Origin of the sequence: Pseudomonas sp. EMN2 (assembly GCF_009650555.1) — a bacterium.
Lineage (GTDB): Bacteria > Pseudomonadota > Gammaproteobacteria > Pseudomonadales > Pseudomonadaceae > Aquipseudomonas > Aquipseudomonas sichuanensis.
The window spans coordinates 1-20,876 of the sequence record NZ_VZZR01000030.1 but is presented as its reverse complement, the minus strand read 5'-3'; the positions used below and the strand labels follow the sequence as shown (position 1 = coordinate 20,876).

11 protein-coding genes are annotated in these 20,876 nt (G+C 66.5%); 7 read left to right on the top strand and 4 right to left on the bottom strand.

Annotated elements, in window-relative coordinates; genetic code table 11:
- Positions 1 to 31: 31 nt before the first annotated feature.
- Positions 32 to 12,976, bottom strand: coding sequence for a non-ribosomal peptide synthetase (locus F6X61_RS10400; protein WP_153786565.1), 12,945 nt, complete (start codon positions 12,974 to 12,976; stop codon positions 32 to 34).
- 321 nt (positions 12,977 to 13,297) lie between these two features.
- On the opposite strand from F6X61_RS10400, the gene F6X61_RS10395 reads away from it, so the two are divergent.
- Positions 13,298 to 13,825 carry an RNA polymerase factor sigma-70 gene (locus F6X61_RS10395; protein ID WP_153786564.1) on the top strand — a complete coding sequence of 176 codons (528 nt, stop codon included), beginning with the start codon at positions 13,298 to 13,300 and terminating at the stop codon, positions 13,823 to 13,825.
- Between the two features lie 78 nt (positions 13,826 to 13,903).
- Here F6X61_RS10395 and F6X61_RS10390 read toward each other — a convergent pair whose 3' ends face one another.
- The gene (locus F6X61_RS10390) at positions 13,904 to 14,914 is read right to left on the bottom strand and encodes a GNAT family N-acetyltransferase (RefSeq protein WP_153786563.1); all 1,011 of its coding nucleotides are present in this window, start codon (positions 14,912 to 14,914) and stop codon (positions 13,904 to 13,906) included.
- Positions 14,915 to 14,977: 63 nt separating this feature from the next.
- The gene (locus tag F6X61_RS10385) at positions 14,978 to 15,778 is read right to left on the bottom strand and encodes a transporter substrate-binding domain-containing protein (RefSeq protein WP_153786562.1); all 801 of its coding nucleotides are present in this window, start codon (positions 15,776 to 15,778) and stop codon (positions 14,978 to 14,980) included.
- Positions 15,779 to 15,956: 178 nt separating this feature from the next.
- Here F6X61_RS10385 and F6X61_RS10380 point away from each other — a divergent pair, with 178 nt between their 5' ends.
- The gene (locus F6X61_RS10380) at positions 15,957 to 16,508 is read left to right on the top strand and encodes an exonuclease domain-containing protein (protein WP_153786561.1); all 552 of its coding nucleotides are present in this window, start codon (positions 15,957 to 15,959) and stop codon (positions 16,506 to 16,508) included.
- 73 nt (positions 16,509 to 16,581) lie between these two features.
- Positions 16,582 to 16,866: a pyrimidine/purine nucleoside phosphorylase gene (locus F6X61_RS10375; RefSeq protein ID WP_153786560.1), complete on the top strand. Its 285-nt coding sequence runs from the start codon at positions 16,582 to 16,584 to the stop codon at positions 16,864 to 16,866.
- A 61-nt stretch (positions 16,867 to 16,927) separates the two neighbouring features.
- Here F6X61_RS10375 and F6X61_RS10370 read toward each other — a convergent pair whose 3' ends face one another.
- Positions 16,928 to 17,620 (bottom strand): alpha/beta family hydrolase, encoded by a 693-nt coding sequence (locus tag F6X61_RS10370; RefSeq protein WP_153786634.1) that lies wholly within the window; start codon positions 17,618 to 17,620, stop codon positions 16,928 to 16,930.
- Between the two features lie 49 nt (positions 17,621 to 17,669).
- Here F6X61_RS10370 and ccoN point away from each other — a divergent pair, with 49 nt between their 5' ends.
- The 4 genes from ccoN to ccoP are packed head-to-tail and all read left to right on the top strand — an operon-like array spanning position 17,670 to position 20,851.
- On the top strand, positions 17,670 to 19,094 hold the full coding sequence (ccoN, locus tag F6X61_RS10365) for a cytochrome-c oxidase, cbb3-type subunit I (RefSeq protein WP_153786559.1): 1,425 nt from the start codon (positions 17,670 to 17,672) through the stop codon (positions 19,092 to 19,094).
- A gap of 13 nt (positions 19,095 to 19,107) precedes the next feature.
- Positions 19,108 to 19,716: a cytochrome-c oxidase, cbb3-type subunit II gene (gene ccoO / locus F6X61_RS10360; protein WP_153786558.1), complete on the top strand. Its 609-nt coding sequence runs from the start codon at positions 19,108 to 19,110 to the stop codon at positions 19,714 to 19,716.
- A 5-nt stretch (positions 19,717 to 19,721) separates the two neighbouring features.
- Entirely contained in the window at positions 19,722 to 19,913 is a 192-nt protein-coding gene (locus F6X61_RS10355; RefSeq protein WP_110994031.1) for a cbb3-type cytochrome c oxidase subunit 3, read from the top strand.
- The gene (gene ccoP, locus F6X61_RS10350) at positions 19,910 to 20,851 is read left to right on the top strand and encodes a cytochrome-c oxidase, cbb3-type subunit III (protein WP_153786557.1); all 942 of its coding nucleotides are present in this window, start codon (positions 19,910 to 19,912) and stop codon (positions 20,849 to 20,851) included. Before F6X61_RS10355 ends, ccoP begins: the two co-directional genes overlap by 4 nt.
- Positions 20,852 to 20,876: the final 25 nt, after the last annotated feature.

Sequence of the window (20,876 nt, the reverse complement as noted above, 5' to 3'; positions counted from 1 at the left end):
CTTGCCCCGCGATTGCATTGCCTGGATGTAGTTAAAGCGCCTCCAGCTCCGCCATCAGATCACTCAACCGATCCACCTTGTCCTCATCCAGCGCACTGCCCTGCAGCCCCTGCACATAAGCCGCCAGTTCCTCCACCGTGCTGCACTCGAACATCGCCCGCAGCGGCACATTGAGTGACAACGCCTTCTGCACCCGCGAAGCGATCTGCGTGGCCAGCAGCGAATGCCCGCCCAACTCGAAGAAGTTGTCGCGCACACCCACGCGTTCGGCCTTGAGCACGTCGGCCCAGATGCCGGCCAGGGTCTCTTCCAGCTCGCTACGCGGCGCCAGGTAGTCCTGGCTGTGCTGGCCGCCGATATCGATGGCCGGCAGCAGCTTGCGGTCGAGCTTGCCGTTGGCGTTGTGCGGCAGGCTTTCGAACCAGCCCCAGTGCAGCGGCACCATGTACTCCGGCAGTTCGGCACGCAGGCGTTGCTTGAGCTGGTCGAGCAGCGCGGCATCGGCTTCGACACCTTGATGGGCCACCAGGTAACCGACCAGGTGCTTGCCGTTGACGCCTTCCTGCACACCCACGGCGGCATCGCGCAGCTCGGGCTGTTCGTGCAGGCGCGCCTCGATCTCGCCCAGCTCGATGCGGTAGCCGCGGATCTTCACCTGGTGGTCGATACGGCCAACGTACTCCAACACCCCGTCCGGGCGACGACGCGCCAGGTCACCGGTGCGGTACAGGCGTTCGCCCGGCGCACCGAACGGATGTGGGATAAACGCCTGCGCCGTGCGCACCGGGTCGCCGACATAGCCGCGGCCCACCCCGGTACCGGCGACGCACAGCTCGCCTACCGCCCCCAGCGGTACCAGTTCCTGATCCTCGCCCAGCAGGTACAGGCGGTTGTTGTCGGTCGGCGTGCCGATCGGCAGGTAACTGCCCTGGGTCGATGCGAGATCGACGCGGAAGAACGCCACGTCGTCCGAGCACTCCGCCGGGCCATAGGCGTTGACCAGGCCAATGGCCGGATAACGCTGCAGCCACTGCGCGGCCAGTTCCGGCGGCATCGCCTCGCCGGTCGGCAGCATCCAGCGCAGGCCGTCCAGCGCCTGGTGATCGTTGGCCAGCATGCCCTGGATCAGCGATGGCACGCTTTCCAGCACGGTGATGCCGGTGGCCTGCACATGTGCCAGCAAACCTTGCGGATCATGCGCGATGGCGTTGGGCACAATCTCAACCGTGGCGCCGAACAGCGGCGCGGCAAGGAACTGCCAGACCGAGATATCGAAGCTCTGCGAAGCGGTCTGGGCGATCACGTCCTGCTCGTCCAGCACCAGGTACGGCACCTTGCTCAGCTGGTTGTTGAGCATGCCGCGCTGCTCGACCATCACGCCCTTGGGCAGGCCGGTGGAACCGGAGGTGTAGATCACATAGGCCAGGTTGTCCGGCGCGCTGTGGATGCCCGGGTTGTGGCTGGCCACATTGCTCGCCTGCACCTCTTCCCACACCAGCAGTGTCGGCCGTACCGCGCCCGCCACTTCGTCGAGCAACTGTCGCGCCTGTTCGGCACAGGCCGCGCTGCACACCAGCACCGGGGTGCGGCTCAGTTCGACGATGCGTTGCAGGCGTGCCGATGGCAGGCCTGGGTCCAGCGGCAGGTAACCGGCACCCGCCTTGAAGCTGCCGACGATCATGCCCAGCAGCGCCAGGCCACGCTCGGCCAGCAGTGCCACCGGCTGGTCGATGGCCACACCGGCCGCGACCAGGGCGTGACCCAGGCGGTTGGCCGCCAGGTTGAGCCCGGCGTAGTCGAACGACGCCTCCAGGCAACGGGCGACGGTGCGCTGCGGATGCGCGGCGAGCCGCGCTTCGAACAGTTCGATGTAGCTCTGTTCCAGAGGGTAGGCGTGCTCGGTGCGGTTGCAGTCGTCCAGCAGGAAGCGCTGTTCATCCGCGCCCAGCAGCGGCAGTTCGCCTACCTCGCCTTCGAAGCCGTCCACCAGCGCCAGCAGCAGGCGCTTGAACTCGCCCAGCAGGCGCTCGACGCTCGGGTAGTCGAAGTAGCGCTGGTCGAACGACAGGTGCAGGCCAAGGTCATCGCCCGGGTAGCACACCGCGGTCAGCGGGAAGTTGGTATGGGTACGGCCCGAATCGGAGCTGGCGTTCAGATGCTGGGCGTGATCGAGCACGGCGGTTTCCACCGGGGCGTTCTCGAACACGAACAGGCTGTCGAACAGCGGCTGGCCCTTGGGCAGTTCGCTGCACTCCTGGATCGCCACCAGCGGCAGGTATTCGTACTCGCGCAGCTGCATATTGCGGTCGAGCAAACCTTGCAACCACTGGCGCACGCTACGCCGTTCGCCCGGCTGCGGCAACTGCACACGCAGGGCGATGCTGTTGATGAACAGCCCGACCGTGCGCTGCATTTGCGGCAGGCTCACCGGGCGCCCGGCCACGGTGACGCCGAACACCACGTCGCGCTCGCCGCTGCAGCGGGCCAGGGTCAGGGCCCAGGCCGCCTGGGCGAAAGTGTTGACCGTCAGTTGGTGGGCTTGGGCCAGTTCACGCAGGCGGGCACCTTCAGTGACGTCCAGGCGGGTGTAGCAGTCGCCGACCACCATGCCGTCACCGGCGTGGTCATGGCGCAACGGGCGGTCGCTGGGGATTGCCGTGGCACGTTCGAAACCGGCCAGGTTGGCCTGCCACCACTGGCGCGCCTCGCCCAGGTCCTGGCGTTGCAGCCAGCCGATGTAGTCGCGGTAGCGCGGCGGCACCGGCAACTGCGCCTGGCGGCCTTCACCGAGGGCCTGATAGAGCTCGAAGAAGTCGTTCATCAGCAGCGAACGGCACCAGGCATCGATGAGGATGTGGTGGTTGCTCATCATGAACCAGTAGCGCTCATCGGCCACGCGCACCAGGCGCAGGTGGAACGGTGCCTCGCGCAGCAGCTCGAAGCCGGCCTCGCGTTCCTGCTTGTGCAGGGCCTGCAGGCGCGCCTCCTGGGCGTCGTCGTCGAGGCCGCGCCAGTCCTGGTAGTCCACTGGCGTGTTGCCGGCCTTGTGAATGATCTGCAGCATCGCCTCGCCGGCGTTCCAGCTGAACGACGCGCGCAGCGCTTCGTGGCGGGCGACCACAGCCTGCCAGGCCTGGGCGAAGCGCTCGGGGTCGAGGGCGCTGTTGATGCGATAGCGGTCCTGCATGTAGTACAGGCCGGTGCCCGGCTCCAGCAGGGTGTGCAGCAGCAGGCCTTCCTGCATCGGGGTCAGCGGGTAGACGTCCTCGATCTGCGCGGCGGGCACCGGCAGTGCGTCGATCTGCTCCTGGGTCAGTTGCGCCAGGGGGAAGTCCGACGGGGTGAAGCTGCCGTTGCCATCGGCCAGGCAATGGCCGACCAGCGCCAGCAGTTCCTGGCGATAGGCTTCGGCCAGGCTGGCGATGGTGGCCTCGTCGTAGCGCTCGGCGCTGAAGCTCCAGCGCAGTTGCAGGGCACCGCCGTACACCTGGCCATCCACGCTGAGCCAGTTCGGCAACGGCGCGTCCAGATCATGGGCCAGGCCCGCCGGCTCATCCAGCGGCTGGAACAGCGCGGCCTGGTCGAACTGCTGGTCGAACTGGCCGAGGTAGTTGAAGGTGATGCGCGCCTGAGGCAGCGCCGCCATGCGCTCACGGCCGGCGTCATCGGCCAGGTAGCGCAGCACGCCGTAACCCTGGCCTTTGTGCGGCACCTGGCGCAGTTGCTCCTTGATGCGCTTGATCGACGCCGCGCGGGCCACCTCGCCTTCGGCCATGTCCGGGCTCAGGCTCAGCGGATAGGCGTTGGTGAACCAGCCGACGCTGCGGGTCAGGTCCATGTCCTCGAACAGCCCGTCGCGACCATGGCCTTCCAGTTGCACCAGCACCTGCTCGTCACCGGTCCAGCGGCACAGGGTGCGCGCCAAGGCGGTCAGCAACAGGTCATTGACCTGGGTGTGGTAGGCCGCCGGCGCCTGTTGCAGCAACTGGCGGGTCTGCTCGACATCGAGTTCGATGGCAAGGCTCTGGGCATGGCGATGCAGGTTGCCGCCCTGGGGGTGATCGCAGGGCAGTTCATGGCGGGCGCTGCCCAGCTGGCGTTCCCACCAGCCCAGCTCGTCGCGCAGCGAATCGGAGCCCGCATAGCTGGCCAGACGTGCAGCCCAGTCGCCCATGGCGTGGGTCTTGGCGGCCAGGGTTTCACCGCGATACAGCGCTTGCAGGTCTTCGAGCAGCACACGCCAGGACACGCCATCGACCACCAGGTGATGGATCGCCAGCAGCAGGCGCTGGGCGCCCTGGCCGTCGCTGACCAGCAAGGCGCGCAGCAGCGGGCCCTGCTCCAGGTCGAGGCTGCGTTGCACGTCGCTGTACAGCGCCTGGCAGTCGTTGAAGTCGGCCACGGTGGCGGTCCACAGCAATGGCTGGGTGCGCGGCTGGGCATACTCGCCCTGCCAGCGGCCCTGGGCCTGGCGGAAGCGCAGGCGCAGGCTGTCGTGGTGTGCCACCAGCGCGGCCAGGGCCTGTTCCAGTTTTGCCGCCTGCAGCGGCTGGCGCGCTTCGAGCAGCACGGCCTGGTTCCAGTGCTGGGGTTGCGGTACTTCGCTGTCGAAGAACCAGTGCTGGATCGGCGTCAGGCCGCTGCGCCCCTGGCGCGGGCCCTGCTCGATGTCGCTCGGTGCCGCGCTGCGGGTGACCACGGCGGCCAAGGTCTGGATGGTCTGGTGCTGGAACAGGTCGCGCGGGGTGAACTGCAGCCCCAGCTGGCGGGCGCGGCTGACCACCTGGATCGACAGGATCGAGTCGCCGCCCAGTTCGAAGAAGTTGTCCTGCACGCCGATGCGCGAGACGTTGAGCACGTCGCGCCAGATCTGCGCCAGTTGCGTTTCCAGCTCGTTGGCCGGGGCCTGGTAGTGCTGGCGCGCCTGCTCAAGGTCCGGCGCCGGCAGCGCACGGCGGTCGAGCTTGCCGTTGCCCATCAGCGGCAGGCTGTCGAGCAGCACCAGGTGCGCCGGGACCATGTAGTCCGGCAAGTGCTGACGGGCGTCGGCCTTGACCGCCTCGCGCAGCGAGGCCTGGGCATCGCTGTCGGCCTTGGCCTGCGCGCACACCAGGTAACCCACCAGCTGCTTGCCGCCCGGCAGGTCCAGGGCCAGGACCACCGCCTCGTCGACATCGGCGTGTTCCTGCAGACGGCTTTCGATTTCGCCCAGCTCGATGCGGAAGCCGCGGATCTTCACCTGTTGGTCCGCGCGGCCGACGTATTCCACCAGGCCATCGGCGCGCAGGCGCACCAGGTCGCCGGTGCGGTACAGGCGCCCGCCGTCGTGGCTGAACGGGTCGGCGACGAAGCGCTCGGCGCTCAGGCCTGGGCGATCGTGGTAACCCTGGGCCAGGCCGGCGCCGCCGACGTACAGCTCGCCGATGCCGCCTTGCGGCAGCAGCGCCAGGTCGTCGTCGAGGATGTAGGCGCTACGGGCACCGATTACCCGGCCGATCGGCACGCTGCCGGCGTCGCCTGGCAGTTGCTCGGGGGCCAGGCAGGCCAGCGGCATGACCACGGTTTCGGTCGGGCCGTAAGCGTTGAAGAACTGCTGCGGGGTAAACGCCTGGCGAATGCGTTGCAGGTGCTCGCCAGTCAGTGCTTCGCCGCCGGTGATCACCAGGCGTACCGGCAACTGCTCGCCCTGCCCGGCCAGGTACTGGGCCAGCTGGCTGCCGTAGCTCGGGGTGAAGCCAAGGATGCTCACCTGTTGCTCGCGCACCAGCTGGCAAATCTCTTCGGCGCCCCATTGGCCCTGGGCGCGCAGCACCACGCGGGCACCGCACAGCAGCGGCGTCAGCAGGCGTTCGCTGGCGGCGTCGAAGTTGATCGAATAGAAGTGCAGCTCGCAGTCGTCGCTGCGCATGCCGAACTCGGCGATCACCGCCTGGCAGTGCATGGCGATCTCGCCATGGCTGACCACCACGCCCTTGGGCTTGCCGGTAGAGCCGGAGGTGTAGATCAGGTAGGCCTGGTGCTGCGGCAGGTTGAGGTTGTCCAGCGGCGCGTCGCTGTAGGCGGACAAGCGTGCGGCATCGTCCTCCAGGCTCCAGCTGGCCACCCCTGCGGGCAACTCGCCCAGGGTTTCGAGCAAGGCGCGCTGGCCGATCAGCAGGCCCAGGCGGCTGTCTTCGATCATGTAGCGCAGGCGGTCGAGCGGGTATTCCGGGTCCAGCGGCACATAGGCGCCACCGGCCTTGAGGATGGCCAGCAGGCCGACCACCATCTCCAGCGAACGCTCCAGCGCCAGGCCCACCCGCACCTGCGGGCCGACACCGCGCTCGCGCAAGGCGCGGGCCAGGCGGTTGGCCTGCTGGTCGAGTTCGGCGTAGCTCAGGTGTTGGCCTGCGAAGGTCAGCGCCAGCGCGTCGGGCGTGCGTTCAGCCTGGGCGGCGAACAGGCCGTGGAGCGTCTGGTTCAGCTCGAAGTCCTGCTGCCCCTGCAACTGGCCCACCAGTACTTGTTGCTCGGCCTCGGCCAGCATCGGCAACTCGCACAGGCGCTGCGCCGGGTTGTCCAACAGCGCTACCAGCAACTGCTGCCAGTGCTCGGCCATGCGTGCGATGCGCGGTTCGTCGAACAGGTCGCGGCTGTAGGTGAAGCAGCAGCCCAGGCGGCCATCGAGGTCGGTGACCTCCAGGTACAGGTCGAACTTGGTGGCACTGGCGTCGTTGACCAGGTAGTCCACCTGCATGCCCACCAGCTCACGGCTTTGCTGGAAGGCCCAGCGCTGCACGTTGCACATCACCTGGAACAGCGGGTTGTAGGCGCTCGAACGCGGCGGCTGCAGCGCTTCGACCAACTGGTCGAACGGCAGGTCCTGGTGCGACTGGCCGTCGATGATGGCGCTACGCACCTGATCGAGCAGCGCGCTGGCGCTCATCTGCCCGTCCATCTCGCAGCGCAGCACCTGGGTGTTGAGGAAGGCGCCGATCAGCCCTTCGCTTTCCGGGCGGATTCGGTTGGCCACCGGCGCGCCGATGCGCAGGTCGCGCTGGCCGCTGTAGCGGTGCAGCAGGGCGGCCAGGGTGGCGGTCATGGTCATGAACAGGGTCAGGCCGCGCTGGCCATTGAAGGCATGCACGCGCTTGACCAGCGCAGGGTCCAGGTCGAAGCGGTACAGCTCGCCGCGGTGGCTCTGCACCGCCGGGCGCGGGCGGTCGGCCGGCAAGGCCAGCACCGGGTGCTCGTCACCCAGGCGGTCCTTCCAGTAAGCCAGTTGGCGCGCGCCCTCGCCGCTTTCCAGCCACTGGCGCTGCCACACGCTGTAGTCGAGGTACTGCACCGGCAGCGGCGCCAGCGGTGATTCGCGCTCGTCGACGAAGGCTTCGTACAGCTCGCCCAGTTCGCGGGCGAAGATGTCCATGGCCCAGCCTTCGGTGACGATGTGGTGCAGGGTCAGCACGAAGTAATGCTCGCGCTCGCCGGCCTTGACCAGGCAGGCACGCAGCAGCGGGCCGCGCGCCAGGTCGAACGGTTGGTGCGCCTGGTCGTCGGCCAGTTGCTGCAGGCGTTGCTGGCGGGCAGCGTCGGACAAGGCACTGTAGTCATGCCACTGCAGTTGCAGGTGGCTGTCATCGTCCACGCACTGGTAAGCCTTGCCGTCGATGCTGGGGAAGGTGGTGCGCAGGGTTTCGTGGCGCACGATCAGCGCCTGCAAGGCACGCTCGAAGGCGTCCACATGCAGCACGCCCTGGAAGCGGGCCATGCCGCCGACGTTGTAGGCCGGGCTGTCCGGCTCCATCTGCCAGAGGAACCACATGCGCTGCTGCGAGTACGACAGCGGCACCGCCTGACGGCGATCGACCCGGGCGATGGCGCCTTGCAGGTTGCGCTCGCCGCTTTCACGCAGGCGGGCGATCTCGGCGCAGAACGCGCCCAGCTCGCTGGCCTCGAACAAGGCCTTGAGCGGCAGTTCGACATCCAGTGCCTGGCGGCTGCGCGAAACGATCTGGGTGGCCAGCAGCGAGTGGCCGCCGAGGGCGAAGAAGTCGTCGTGCAGGCCGACCTGGGGCAGGTTCAGCACCTCACGCCAGATCGCCGCCACCTGCTGTTGCAGTTCGGTTTGCGGCTCGACGTGTTCACGCTGCTGCCACACCGGCGCCGGCAGTGCCTTGCGATCCACCTTGCCGCTTGGGCCGAGAGGCATCTGCGCCAGGTGGATCAGTTGCGCCGGCACCATGTAGGCCGGCAGGCGCTCGGCCAGGGCCCCGAGCACGGCGTCGGTCTGTTCGATGCCGCTGTAGTAGCCGACCAGCTGGGCGCCAACGGCGTCCTTGTGGATCAGCACCAGTGCCTGCTCCACACCCGGTTGCGCCAGCAATACCGCCTGCACTTCCTCGGGTTCGACGCGGAAACCGCGCACCTTGACCTGCTGGTCCAGGCGCCCAAGGTACTCCAGGGATTCACTGCGCACGTGCCAGCGGGCACGGTCGCCACTACGGTACAGGCGTGCGCCTTCGCCGTCGGGCTGCGGCACGAAACGCTCGGCAGTCAGGCCAGGACGGCCAAGGTAGCCACGGGCCAGGCCTGCGCCACCCAGGCACAACTCGCCCGGTACGCCTGGCGGGGTCAATTCGAATTCATCGTCCAGCACCCGGCACAGCACGTTGCCCAGCGGGCGGCCGATCGGCGAGCGTTCGCCGTCGCTGGCCTGGCTGTGCCAGTGGGTGACGTTGATCGCGGTTTCGGTCGGGCCGTAGCGGTTGTGCAACTGCACCTGGGGCAGCAGTTGCAGCACGCGGTCGCGCAGGGCCGCGCTCAGCGCCTCGCCCCCGGAGAACAGCCGGCGCAGGCTGGTGCAGGCAGCCGCCAACGGCTCTTGCACGAACACCTGCAGCAGCGGCGGCACGAAGTGCAGCGTGGTCACGCCGTGCTGCTGGATCAACTGCGCAATGCGCTGCGGATCGCGGTGCTCGCCGGGGCCGGCCAGTACCAGCTTGCAGCCGGTGATCAACGGCCAGAAGCACTCCCACACCGACACGTCGAAACTGATCGGAGCCTTCTGCATCAGCACGTCGCTGTCGTCCAGCGCGTAGGCCTGCTGCATCCACTGCAGGCGCTCGGCCAGGGCCGCGTGGGTGTTGCCCACGCCCTTGGGCTGGCCGGTGGAGCCGGAGGTGTAGATCACGTAGGCGAGGTTGTCACCGTGCAGGTGCAGGCCCGGGGCCTGGCTTGGCCAGCTGTCCAGGTGCAACTGGTCGAGGGCGATGGCGCTGACGCCGTCAACTACCGGCAGGGTTTCGAGCAGGCTGCTGTGGCTGAGCAGCAGGCCGGCGTTGCAGTCCTTGAGCATGTAGGCCAGGCGTTCGGCCGGGTAGTCCACGTCCAGCGGCACGTAGGCGCCGCCGGCCTTGAGGATGGCCAGCAGGCCCACCAGCAGCTGCGGCGAACGCTCGAGGGCGATGGCTACGCAGGTGTCCGGGCCGACGCCTTTGTCACGCAGGTAGTGGGCCAGGCGGTTGGCCTGCTGGTGCAGCTCGGCGTAAGCCAGCTGGCCGCCGTCCCACACCAGCGCGGTGCGCTCGGGGGTCAGGCGGGCCTGTTCGTTGAGCTGCTCGACCAGCAGCTGTTGCGGCTGCGCGGCCGGGGCCTGGCCCCAGTGCAGCAGTTGCGCGCGGCTCGGTTCATCGAGCAGTTGCACCTCAGCCAGCGCCAGCTGCGGCTGGGCGCAGACTTGTTCGAAGAACGCCAGCAGATGGTTGGCCAGGCGCTTGACGGTGGCCGCCTCGAACAACCCGGCGGCGTAGTCGAAGGCCAGGGTCAGGCGGCCCTGGTGGTCTTCCTCGCTGTGCAGTTGCAGGTCGAACTTGGCCTCGCGGCTGTGCCATGGCAGCTCTTCGGCCAGCAGGCCGGGCAAGCGGCGCAACGCCGAAAGGTCGCGCTGCTGGTGGTTGAACATGACCTGGAACAGGCCCTGCTCGCGGGCCTGCGGCAGCGCCTCGACCAGTTGCTCGAACGGCAAGTCCTGGTGGGCCTGGGCTTCAAGGGTGGCCTGGCGCACCTGGCTCAGCAGTTGCGCGAACGGCAGGCGGCCATCGAGCTTGGCGCGCAGCACCTGGGTGTTGATGAAGAAGCCGACCATGCCCTGGGTTTCCAGGCGCGGGCGGTTGGCATTGGGCACACCAACGCGGATCTCGCCTTGGCCGGTATAGCGGTGCAGCAGCGCCTGCCAGCCGGCCAGCAGCACCATGAACAGGCTGGCCTGCTGGTCGCGGGCCAGGTCCTTGAGCGCCGCACCCAGTGCGTTCGGCACCTTGACGCTGTGGCGCGCGGCGCGGGTGTGCTGCTGGCTGGCGCGAGGCTGGTCGGTGCACAGGTCGAGCACCGGCAGTTCATCGCCCAGCTGCTGCGTCCAGTAGTCGAGCTGGCGGGCGCTTTCGCCGTCGGCCAGCCACTGGCGCTGCCAGGTGCCGTAGTCGGCATAGCCCAGTGGCAACTCAGGCAACTGCACCTGCCCTTGCGCCGCGTACAGGCGGGCGAACTCGTCGAGCAGGATGTTCAGCGACCAACCGTCGGCGACGATGTGGTGCAGGGTCACCCACAGCTGGTGCTCTTCGTCATCCAGGCGGGCCAGGGTCACCCGCAGCAGCGGGCCTTGGCGCAGGTCGAACGGTCGCTGCGCTTCGTCCTCGCGGCGCGCGGCCACCTCGGCGGGTTCCAGCCCTTCGAGGTCGCAGTGCTGAAGGCTGAAAGCAAGGCTCGGCAGGATGCGCTGCACGGCTTGGCCGTCGACCTCGTCGAACACCGTGCGCAGGGATTCGTGGCGCGCCACCAGGGCTTGGAAGCTGGCCTGCAGCGCGGCCTGGTCCAGCTCGCCGCGCAGGTGCAGACCGGCGGGGATGTTGTAGGCGGCGGACGCAGGCTCCAGCTGCCACAGCAGCCACAGACGGTTCTGCGCCAGCGACTGGGGCAAGGCCCGGTCGCGGCCTTGGGTTGCGATAGCGCCGGCAGCCTTGCCACCTTCGGCGAGGATGGCCGCCACCGCGGCACTGTATTCAGCCAGGGTCGGTGCTTCGAACAGGGTACGCAAGCTCAGCTGGATGCCCAGCTCGTCGCCAAGGCGCGCGGTAACCTGGGTGGCAGCGATCGAGTTGCCGCCCAGCAGCAGGAAGTGATCATCCGTCGCCACGGCTTCGACCTTGAGCAGTTCACGCCAGATACCCGCGATGCGTGCTTGCAGGTCGCTGCCGGCAACGTCCGTGCTGTGCTGCGCTGCGGCGGACGGGAAGCGTGCGTAGCAATCCAGGCTGCCGTCGTTCATGCGCAGGCGGCAGGCCGAGCGCTGCAGCTTGCCGCTGGAGGTCTTGGGCAGCGCGCCGGGGTTGAGCAGCAGCACCGCCGCCGGGGCCTGGCGACAGGCGTCGGCGATCACCCGGCGCAGGGTGTTGATCAACGCCTCGGGCGTGTGCGCCTTCTGCACGTTGCGGCTGATCTCCACCGCCACGCCGATGCCCTCCTCGCCCTGGTCGTCGACGGCGAACACCGCCACCCGGCCTTTACGCAGCACGTCCACTTCACGCTCCAGGGTCTTTTCCAGATCCTGCGGGTAGAGGTTCTGGCCACGGACGATGAGCATGTCTTTCAGGCGCCCGGTGACGAACACTTCGCCGTCACGCATGAAACCCAGGTCGCCGGTACGCAGCCAGGTCTGGCCATCCATTTCGACGAAGGTGCGTGCGCTGGCTTCGGGGTTGCGCCAGTAACCATGGGCGATGCTCGGGCCGCCGGCCCAGATCTCGCCCACCAGGTTGTCGCCCAGCACCTGCAGCTGCTGCGGTTCGACGATGCGCACGGCGTGGCCTGGCTGCGGGTAACCGCAGCTCATCAGCACACTGCCCTGGCCCGGCTCGGCGCGGTTGGCGGCAAACGCCTCGGCGTCCAGCTCCAGCGCACCGATGCCCTGGCCACGGCGGCTGCCGCTGACGAACAGGGTGGCCTCGGCCAGACCGTAGCTGGCGAAGAAGCTGCTGGCCTGGAAGCCGCAGCGGGCGAATTTATCGGCGAAGGTGTCGAGGCTGTCCTGGCGGATCGGCTCGGAGCCGGAATAGGCCACGCGCCAGCGGCTGAGGTCGAGCCCGGCCAGGGCGGCTTCGCTGACCCGTTCGCTGCACAGGCGGTAGGCGAAGTCCGGGCCGCCGCTGATGGTGCCGCCGTACTCGCTGATGGCCTGCAGCCAACGTTGTGGCCGGGCGAGGAAGTAGCCGGGCGACATCAGCACGCAGGGCACGCCGCTGAAGATCGGTTGCAGCAGGCCACCGATCAGGCCCATGTCGTGGTACAGCGGCAGCCAGCTGACGATCACGTCGTCGGGGTTCAGGTCGATGCCGAAGCCCTGGCGGATCAGTTGTTCATTGGCCACCAGGTTGCCATGGCTGACTTGCACGCCTTTGGGCAGCGCGGTGGATCCGGAGGTGTACTGCAGGAACGCAATGTCGTCATTGGCCAGCGCAGGTTCACGCCATTGTTCGGCCAGCTGTGGGTCAAGGCTGTCCACGGCCAGCAGCACCGGGGCATTTTCCCCGACCAGCGCTTCCAGGCCCTGCAAGCTTTCACACAGCGCCCCTACCGTCAGCAACAGGCGCGGCTGCGCGTCGTCGATGATCGACAGCAGCCGTTCCTGGTGGTGCTGGCGGGCGGATTCCGGCGGGTAGGCCGGCACCGCGATCACCCCGGCATACAGGCAGCCGAAGAACGCCGCGACGTAGTCCGGGCCGCTGGGGAACAGCAGCACGGCACGCTCACCGAAACCGGCACGGGCCTGCAACGCGGCGGCAATGATGCGCGCGCGCTGGTCGAGGTCCCGGTAGCTGAGCACGGCCTGCTCGCCTGGCGCATCGGCCAGAAAGCGCAAGGCGATGCGCTCCGGGGTCTGCTCGGCGCGTTGCGCCAGGGCCTGGACCAGCGAGTGCGGGAGTTCGAAGGCGTCCGTCATGGAATGTTCCTGCCAGTGTCTGGTTGAGTCGTGCCGGGGCTGTACCGCGCCAAGCTGGCGGGCAGCGCTGGGCAGCCGGATGTACACAGGGGAACGGATGGACAGGGGAAGAAATTAGCCCCGCCGGGCAGCGGGTAGAGGCGCTGGGGCCTGCGACGGTTTGAAGCAGTTCACAGTGTTCGGCTTAGAACCATATGGAATGCTAAATCATTAACTTTCGTATTTGACAATCATTATCATTATGAATAGTTTGTCGCACGTCGTAGGAAGCCTCCCCATGGGATGTGCTCCCTTTCCCCTCTGAGACAAGGTGAAAATTCCATGGCGGAACAACTGTCCACAAGTAAGTGCGATTCACCGCTGCTCCAGGCGTTCGTCGACAACCGCAGCATCCTGGTCAAGATCGCCGCGCGCATCACTGGCTGCCGTTCGCGCGCCGAGGATGTGGTGCAGGACGCGTTCTTCCGACTCAGCGCCGCGCCGCAGATCACCTCTTCGTTCAAGGCCCAGCTCAGCTACCTGTTCCAGATCGTGCGCAACCTGGCCATCGACCACTACCGCAAGCAGGCGATGGAGCTGAAGTACTCCGGCAGCGAGGAGGAAGGGCTGAACGTGGTCATCCAGAACGCCTCGCCCGAAGCCACGCACATCAACCTGGCCACCCTCGAACACATTGCCGAAGCGCTCAACGAGCTGCCCCAGCGCACCCGTTACGCCTTCGAGATGTACCGCTTGCATGGCGTGCCGCAGAAGGACATCGCCAAGGAACTGGGGGTGTCGCCGACGCTGGTCAACTTCATGATCCGCGATGCCCTGATCCATTGCCGCAAGAGCAGTCGCCAGGTCTGATGCCGTCATCGCGGGTCAAGCCCGCTCCCACGCATGCACCACCAGCAGCGTGGGAGCGGGCTTGACCCGCGATTGCTTTCACGAAAGCTTGCACCGATCGAAGAACCGCTCCCGCCCCAGGATCATCAACGCCGCCCGCTTGTGCGGGAAATCGAACTCTTTCTCGCAGTGGAAGCACTGATCGTGCATGTAGCCGATCATCTTGCCGTTGTCGGCACGCGGCTCGGCCACCACTCGCTGGGTGCGCGGATCGTCGAGGAACAGGTAGTGCACCAGCGCCGACAACCAGCTGGCCACTTTGTGCGGGCCGCGATGCGTCTCTTCGCCCACCAGCATGTGGATGCCACGGTCGTAATCGTCAGCCGGGTAGAACGGCGCGATGCGATCTTCCTTGGCCCAGTACGCCTCGAAATAGGCGAACGGCTCGTCGTCGAAGCAACCGATCAAGGTCAGGGTGTGCGGGTCCTGCTCAAGCTTGGTCAGGTACTCGCGGTGCTGTTCGAGCGAGCCGCCCTCCTGCCAGAACTGCTCCACGCGCGGATTGTTCTGCCAGCGGTTGAAACGCTCCAGGTCCTGGCCGATTTCCAGGGTGCGCAGCGAAACCCAGGCACCCAGACGCGCATCGAAGCGCCGGTACACCTCACCGCGTGGTTTTGGCGCACGGCGCGGGTGACGCTTGCCGTTGCTCAACTGCATCTGCTGCGGATACACCCCGGCCAGCGACTCGCCGAGCCACGGCTGGGGCAGTTGCCAGAACAGCGTGCGCTCGCACAGGTAACGACCCGGCGCCTCGTCGGGCAGCAGCAAGCCGCTGGCGACGGCCTGCGGTATCGGTTGCGGCAGGTGCCAGGCCAGGCGCTGACAGGCCGGGTCGCGTGACAGCAGCCAGTAGCAGGCGGCCCACAGGGCCTGCTCGGGGCGCTCGGGGCAAATCTGTTGCAGGTGGGCTTCAAGGGTTTCGCCCGGCACCAGGCGCAGGCTGATGAGGGGGCGCCCTTCCAGGGTCAGGCTCAGGCGGCAATCGCCTTCGTCGGCCTGCAGGCTGCGCCAGCGTGGCGCGCAAAGGGGCGTAGCGGCATCTAACGGCATGTCAGGGCTCACAGGAAATGAAAGAAAGGCTCACTCCTGAAAACGTCTTCATGCCCTGCCAATTTAGTCGTGAGGCGCTTCGACCGTGATCTTGTAGGGCTGGAAGATGCGCACCAGCTCACCGTTTTCGCGCAGCCGGCGCAACAACGCGGTGAAGCCTTCGGGGCTGATCGGCGCATCCGGGCGCAACAGTGCGTAGTGGTGGTAGATCTGGTCGACCCGCTGCGAGGCCATCAGTTGGCTGATGCTGGATGGGTTGCGCTTGAGGAAGTCACTCAGGTAGGAGCGCGTGACCAGGGCGATGTCGGCCCGCCCGCGCTCGACCATGGACAGGTTGCTGTCGTGGGAGTAGGTCAGGGTCGCCTGATAGCGCTGCCTGAGCAGGACCGGGTCGGGCTCGAAGTCGGCGAAGGCATAGTGGTAGCCGTTGAACAAGGCCAGGCGCTTGCCGTGCAGGTCATCGAAATAGTGCTGGTCACGCCCCGGCTGTTGGCGCGTGACGAAGATCTCGGCATCTTCCAGCCCCATGTCCACAGTGGTGTGCGCGATGCCCTGCCAGCCCCACTGCGGGTTTTCGAAAATCGCCATGTCGGTGCGGCCTTGCTGGAAATCGCCAAAGCGCCGGGGGATCGAGGTGGGCACGAGCACGAAGCGGTAGTCGGCCTGCAGCTCGTTCAACGCCTCCACCAGTTGCGGCAACAGGCCGGTATCGGCGCCCTGCTCGGGGCGCACGGTGTAAGGCGGGAAATGCGCCGCACCGATCTTCACCTCGACCGCCTCACCCGCCCAGGCTGCCGCCGTCAGCGACAATGCGGCGAACAACAGCACAGAGCAACAGAGCTTGAGGCTGGGCAGAGGGATCAAGTCGAGACACTCGTCACGGGTAGTGGCCTGGATGCACCTAAGCTAGGCGTTTTCCCAGGCGTGCACAACCGCCGGATATGCCAAAGTGCCAGTGGATGTCGCGCGCCCCGACATTGGCTACCCTTTACGGGCCCGCCTGTGAGAAGGCGGGCTACCGCGTATTGATAGGGAGCCTGGCATGGGCCACTGGTTGGTGATCGACCTGGAAGCCACCACCGACAACGGCGGCTGGCCGGTCACGGAGATGGAAATCATAGAAATCGGCGCGAGCCTGGTCACCCGTGAGGGGCGCGAGGTGGACCACTTCCAGCGTTTTGTACGGCCCCGGCGGCGGCCGCAACTGACGCCGTTCTGCCGCGAGCTGACGCACATAAGCCAGGCCGATGTCGATGCCGCCGAGCCCTTCGGCACGGTGTGGGGCGCGTTCGAGCGTTGGCTGGGTGATTACCAGGCGCAGTTGCAGGCCTGGGTCAGTTGGGGCGACTACGACCGAAAACAGCTGCTGCAGGAGTGGCAACTGCATCACCAGCGCAGCCTGCTCGAACAGCTGCCGCACATCAACCTCAAGCAGCGCTTTGCCAAGGCCCGCCACCTGCAGCGGCCGGCGGGTCTCAACAGCGCCTTGCAACTGGCCGGGCTGCAGTTCAGCGGCCAGCAGCATCGCGCGCTGGAAGACGCGCGCAACACCGCCCGGCTGCTGCCGTTGAGCCTGCCGGTGGGCGGCGCCTGAAACAGATGACGCAAGGGCGGGCCTTGGGCATACTGGCCAGCCCTTTTTTCATCCCCTTTTTCAGGAGTCGCCCATGTTCAAGGTCAATGAGTACTTCGATGGCACCGTCAAGTCGATCGCCTTCGAAGGCAGCGAAGGTCCGGCTACCGTTGGCGTGATGGCCCCGGGCGAATACGAGTTCGGCACCGCCAAGCGCGAAATCATGCACGTGGTTTCCGGTGCGCTGATCGTCAAGCTGCCAGGCAGCGAAAACTGGGAAACCTTCAACGCCGGCGACAAGTTCAATGTTGCCGCCGACAGCAAGTTCCAACTGCAGGTGAAGGTCGATACCGCCTACCTGTGCGAGTACCGCGACTAAGCTGACGCCCTCATCGCGGGGCAAGCCCGCTCCCACGTGGGAGCGGGCTTGCCCCGCGATTTCAATCCCGCAGGAATCTCGCTACATTCTCCGCCGCCGCCTGCAAATGCTGCGCATGGCTGAACCCCGAAGCCTTCAACGGTTTCAGGTCATGGTCCGCCGCCACCAGCCAGCTCACTTCGATCGCTGGCGATAGTTCATACCCCTGCACCGCCTCCCGATTGCCCAGGGCATCTCGCTCCCCCTGGACGATCAGCGTGCGCGTGCGCAACCCGGCCAAGTGCTCGACGCGGGGCTTTTCCGGCTTGCCCACGGCATAGAACGGATAGCCCAGACACACCAGCGCATCGGCACCAAGCTCGTCCGCCAGCAGGCTGGCCATGCGCCCGCCCATGGACTTGCCACCGACAGCCAAAGGCCCCGCGACCAAAGGTCGCACCTGGTTGTATACATCACGCCAGCAGTCGAGCAGGACCTTCTGCGGATTGGGCGGGCGCCGGCCGCCGTCGACACGCCGCTGGGCCATGTACGGAAACTCGAAACGCACCACCCCGACCCCAAGCCCTGCCAGCCTTTGCGCCATGTCGTCCATGAAGCCGCTGTCCATCGGCGCGCCCGCGCCATGGGCCAGGATCAGCCAGCTGTTTTGCCCTCGTTCGCCCGCAATTCGCGGAGGATCGCAGCGCAAGCCTGGGGCATTTGCAATCTGCGCCCATTGATCCCCGTCAATACCGGCACTTTGCCCATTAATCATGCTTGCCTCGCTGTCTAGCCTGCCTATAACCGTGGATGGGAACCCATACATGAACACAACCAGCAGTACCGCCTACAACTATCAGGTGGTCCGCCAATTCGCCATCATGACGGTGGTGTGGGGCATCGTCGGGATGGGGCTCGGCGTCTTCATTGCCGCCCAGCTCACCTGGCCCGCCCTCAACCTTGACCTGCCGTGGACCAGCTTCGGCCGCCTGCGACCCTTGCACACCAACGCGGTGATCTTCGCCTTCGGCGGCTGTGCCCTGTTCGCCACCTCGTATTATTCGGTGCAACGCACCTGCCAGACCACCCTGTTCGCACCGCGCCTGGCCGCGTTCACGTTCTGGGGCTGGCAATTGGTGATCCTGCTGGCGGCGATCAGCCTGCCGCTGGGCTACACCAGCTCGAAAGAGTACGCCGAACTGGAATGGCCGATCGACGTCCTGATCACCATCGTCTGGGTCGCCTACGCCGTGGTGTTCTTCGGCACGCTGATGAAGCGCAACACCAAGCACATCTACGTGGGCAACTGGTTCTTCGGCGCGTTCATCCTCACCGTGGCGATCCTGCACATCGTCAACAACCTGGAACTGCCGGTCAGCCTGACCAAGTCGTACTCGGTGTATGCCGGGGCCACCGACGCCATGGTGCAATGGTGGTACGGCCACAACGCCGTGGGCTTCTTCCTCACCGCCGGCTTCCTCGGGATGATGTACTACTACGTGCCCAAGCAGGCCGAGCGCCCGGTGTATTCGTATCGCCTGTCGATCGTGCACTTCTGGGCACTGATCACCCTGTACATCTGGGCCGGCCCGCACCACCTGCACTACACCGCGCTGCCGGACTGGGCGCAGTCGCTGGGCATGATCATGTCGTTGATCCTGCTGGCGCCGAGCTGGGGCGGCATGATCAACGGCATGATGACCCTGTCGGGGGCCTGGCATAAGCTGCGCAGCGACCCGATCCTGCGTTTTTTGGTCGTCTCGCTGGCGTTCTACGGCATGTCCACCTTCGAAGGCCCGATGATGGCCATCAAGACGGTCAACGCCCTCTCCCACTACACCGACTGGACCATCGGCCACGTGCACGCTGGCGCCCTCGGCTGGGTGGCGATGATTTCCATCGGCGCGCTGTACCACACCATCCCCAAAGTGTTCGGCAAGGAGCGCATGTACAGCCTCGGGCTGATCAACGCGCACTTCTGGCTGGCGACCATCGGCACCGTGCTGTACATCGCCTCGATGTGGGTCAACGGCATCGCCCAGGGCCTGATGTGGCGCGCGGTCAACAGCGACGGCACGCTCACCTACTCGTTCGTGGAAACCCTGGTGGCCAGCCACCCCGGCTTCGTCGTGCGCTTCGTCGGCGGTGCGATCTTCCTCAGCGGCATGTTCCTGATGGCCTGGAACACCTGGCGCACGGTGCGTTCGCCAAGCGTCGTGGAAGCCCCTGCCAACGCCCAGCTGGCTTGAGGAGTAGAGCCTGATGAATCATGAAGTCGTTGAGAAAAACATAGGCCTGATGGCGCTGCTGATGGTGTTTGCCGTGAGCATCGGTGGCCTGACCCAGATCGTCCCGCTGTTCTTCCAGGACGTCACCAACAAGCCGGTCGAGGGCATGAAGCCTTACACCGCCCTGCAGCTCGAAGGCCGCGACATCTATATCCGCGAAGGCTGCGTGGGTTGCCATTCGCAGATGATCCGCCCGTTCCGCGCCGAGACCGAGCGCTACGGCCACTACTCGGTGGCCGGCGAAAGCGTGTGGGACCACCCGTTCCTGTGGGGTTCCAAGCGCACCGGCCCGGACCTGGCCCGCGTAGGTGGCCGCTACTCCGATGACTGGCACCGCGCGCACCTGTACAACCCGCGCAACGTGGTACCGGAGTCGAAGATGCCGTCCTACCCCTGGCTGGTGGCGACGCCGGTCGACAACAGCCACACCGACGTCAAGCTGCGCACCCTGCGCACCCTGGGCGTGCCGTACACCGACGAGGACATCGCCGGAGCCCGCGACGCGGTCAAGGGCAAGACCGAGATGGACGCGCTGGTCGCCTACCTGCAGGTGCTTGGCACCTCGATCAAGAACAAGAGGTGAGTGCGATGGAAATGGACATCGGCATGATCCGTGGCCTGGGCACCCTGGTGGTGATGATCGCCTTCATCGGCTTGTCGCTCTGGGTGTTCAACCGTCGCCGCGACCGTGATTTCGCCGAAGCGCGCCTGCTGCCCTTCGTCGACGACCGCCTGCCCCCTGCCGGGCAGGAACCCGCCATGAGGAGTAATGGGCAATGACCACCTTCTGGAGTACGTATATCAGCGTACTGACCATCGGCAGCCTGATCGGCCTGACCTGGCTGCTGCTCGGCACCCGCAAGGGCCAGAGCAGCGACACCACCGACCAGACCATGGGCCACAGCTTCGACGGCATCGAGGAGTACGACAACCCGCTGCCCAAGTGGTGGTTCTGGCTGTTCGTCGGCACCCTGGTGTTCTCGGTGGGCTACCTGATCCTGTATCCGGGCCTGGGCAACTGGAAAGGCATCCTGCCCGGTTACGAGAACGGCTGGACCGGCGTCGACGAGTGGAAAAGAGAGATGGAAAAGGCCGACGCCAAGTTCGGCCCGATCTTCGCCAAGTACGCCGCCATGCCGGTGGAAGAAGTGGCCAAGGACCCGCAAGCGCTGAAGATGGGCAGCCGGCTGTTCGCCTCCAACTGCTCGGTATGCCACGGTTCCGACGCCAAGGGCTCCTACGGCTTCCCCAACCTGACCGACAAGGACTGGCGCTGGGGCGGCGAGCCGGAAACCATCAAGGCCTCGATCATGAACGGCCGGCACGGCGTAATGCCGGGCTGGGCCACGGTGATCGGCGAGCAGGGCGTGGCCGATGTGGCCGCTTACGTGCTGACCAACCTCGATGGCCGCAGCCTGCCGGAAGGCGTCAAGGCCGACCCGGCCAAGGGCCAGGAGATCTTCGCCAGCAACTGCGTGGCCTGCCACGGGCCTGAAGGCAAGGGCACCCCCGCCATGGGCGCGCCGAACCTGAACCATCCGCAGGCGTTCATCTACGGCTCGAGCTTCGCCCAGCTGCAGCAGACCATCCGTTACGGCCGTCAGGGCCAGATGCCGGCGCAGCAGGACATCCAGGGCAATGACAAGGTGCACCTGCTGGCGGCGTATGTGTACAGCCTGTCGCAGGATCAGGCCGCTGAAACAGTGACCGCCAAGTAACAACACGTGGGAGCGGGCTTGCCCC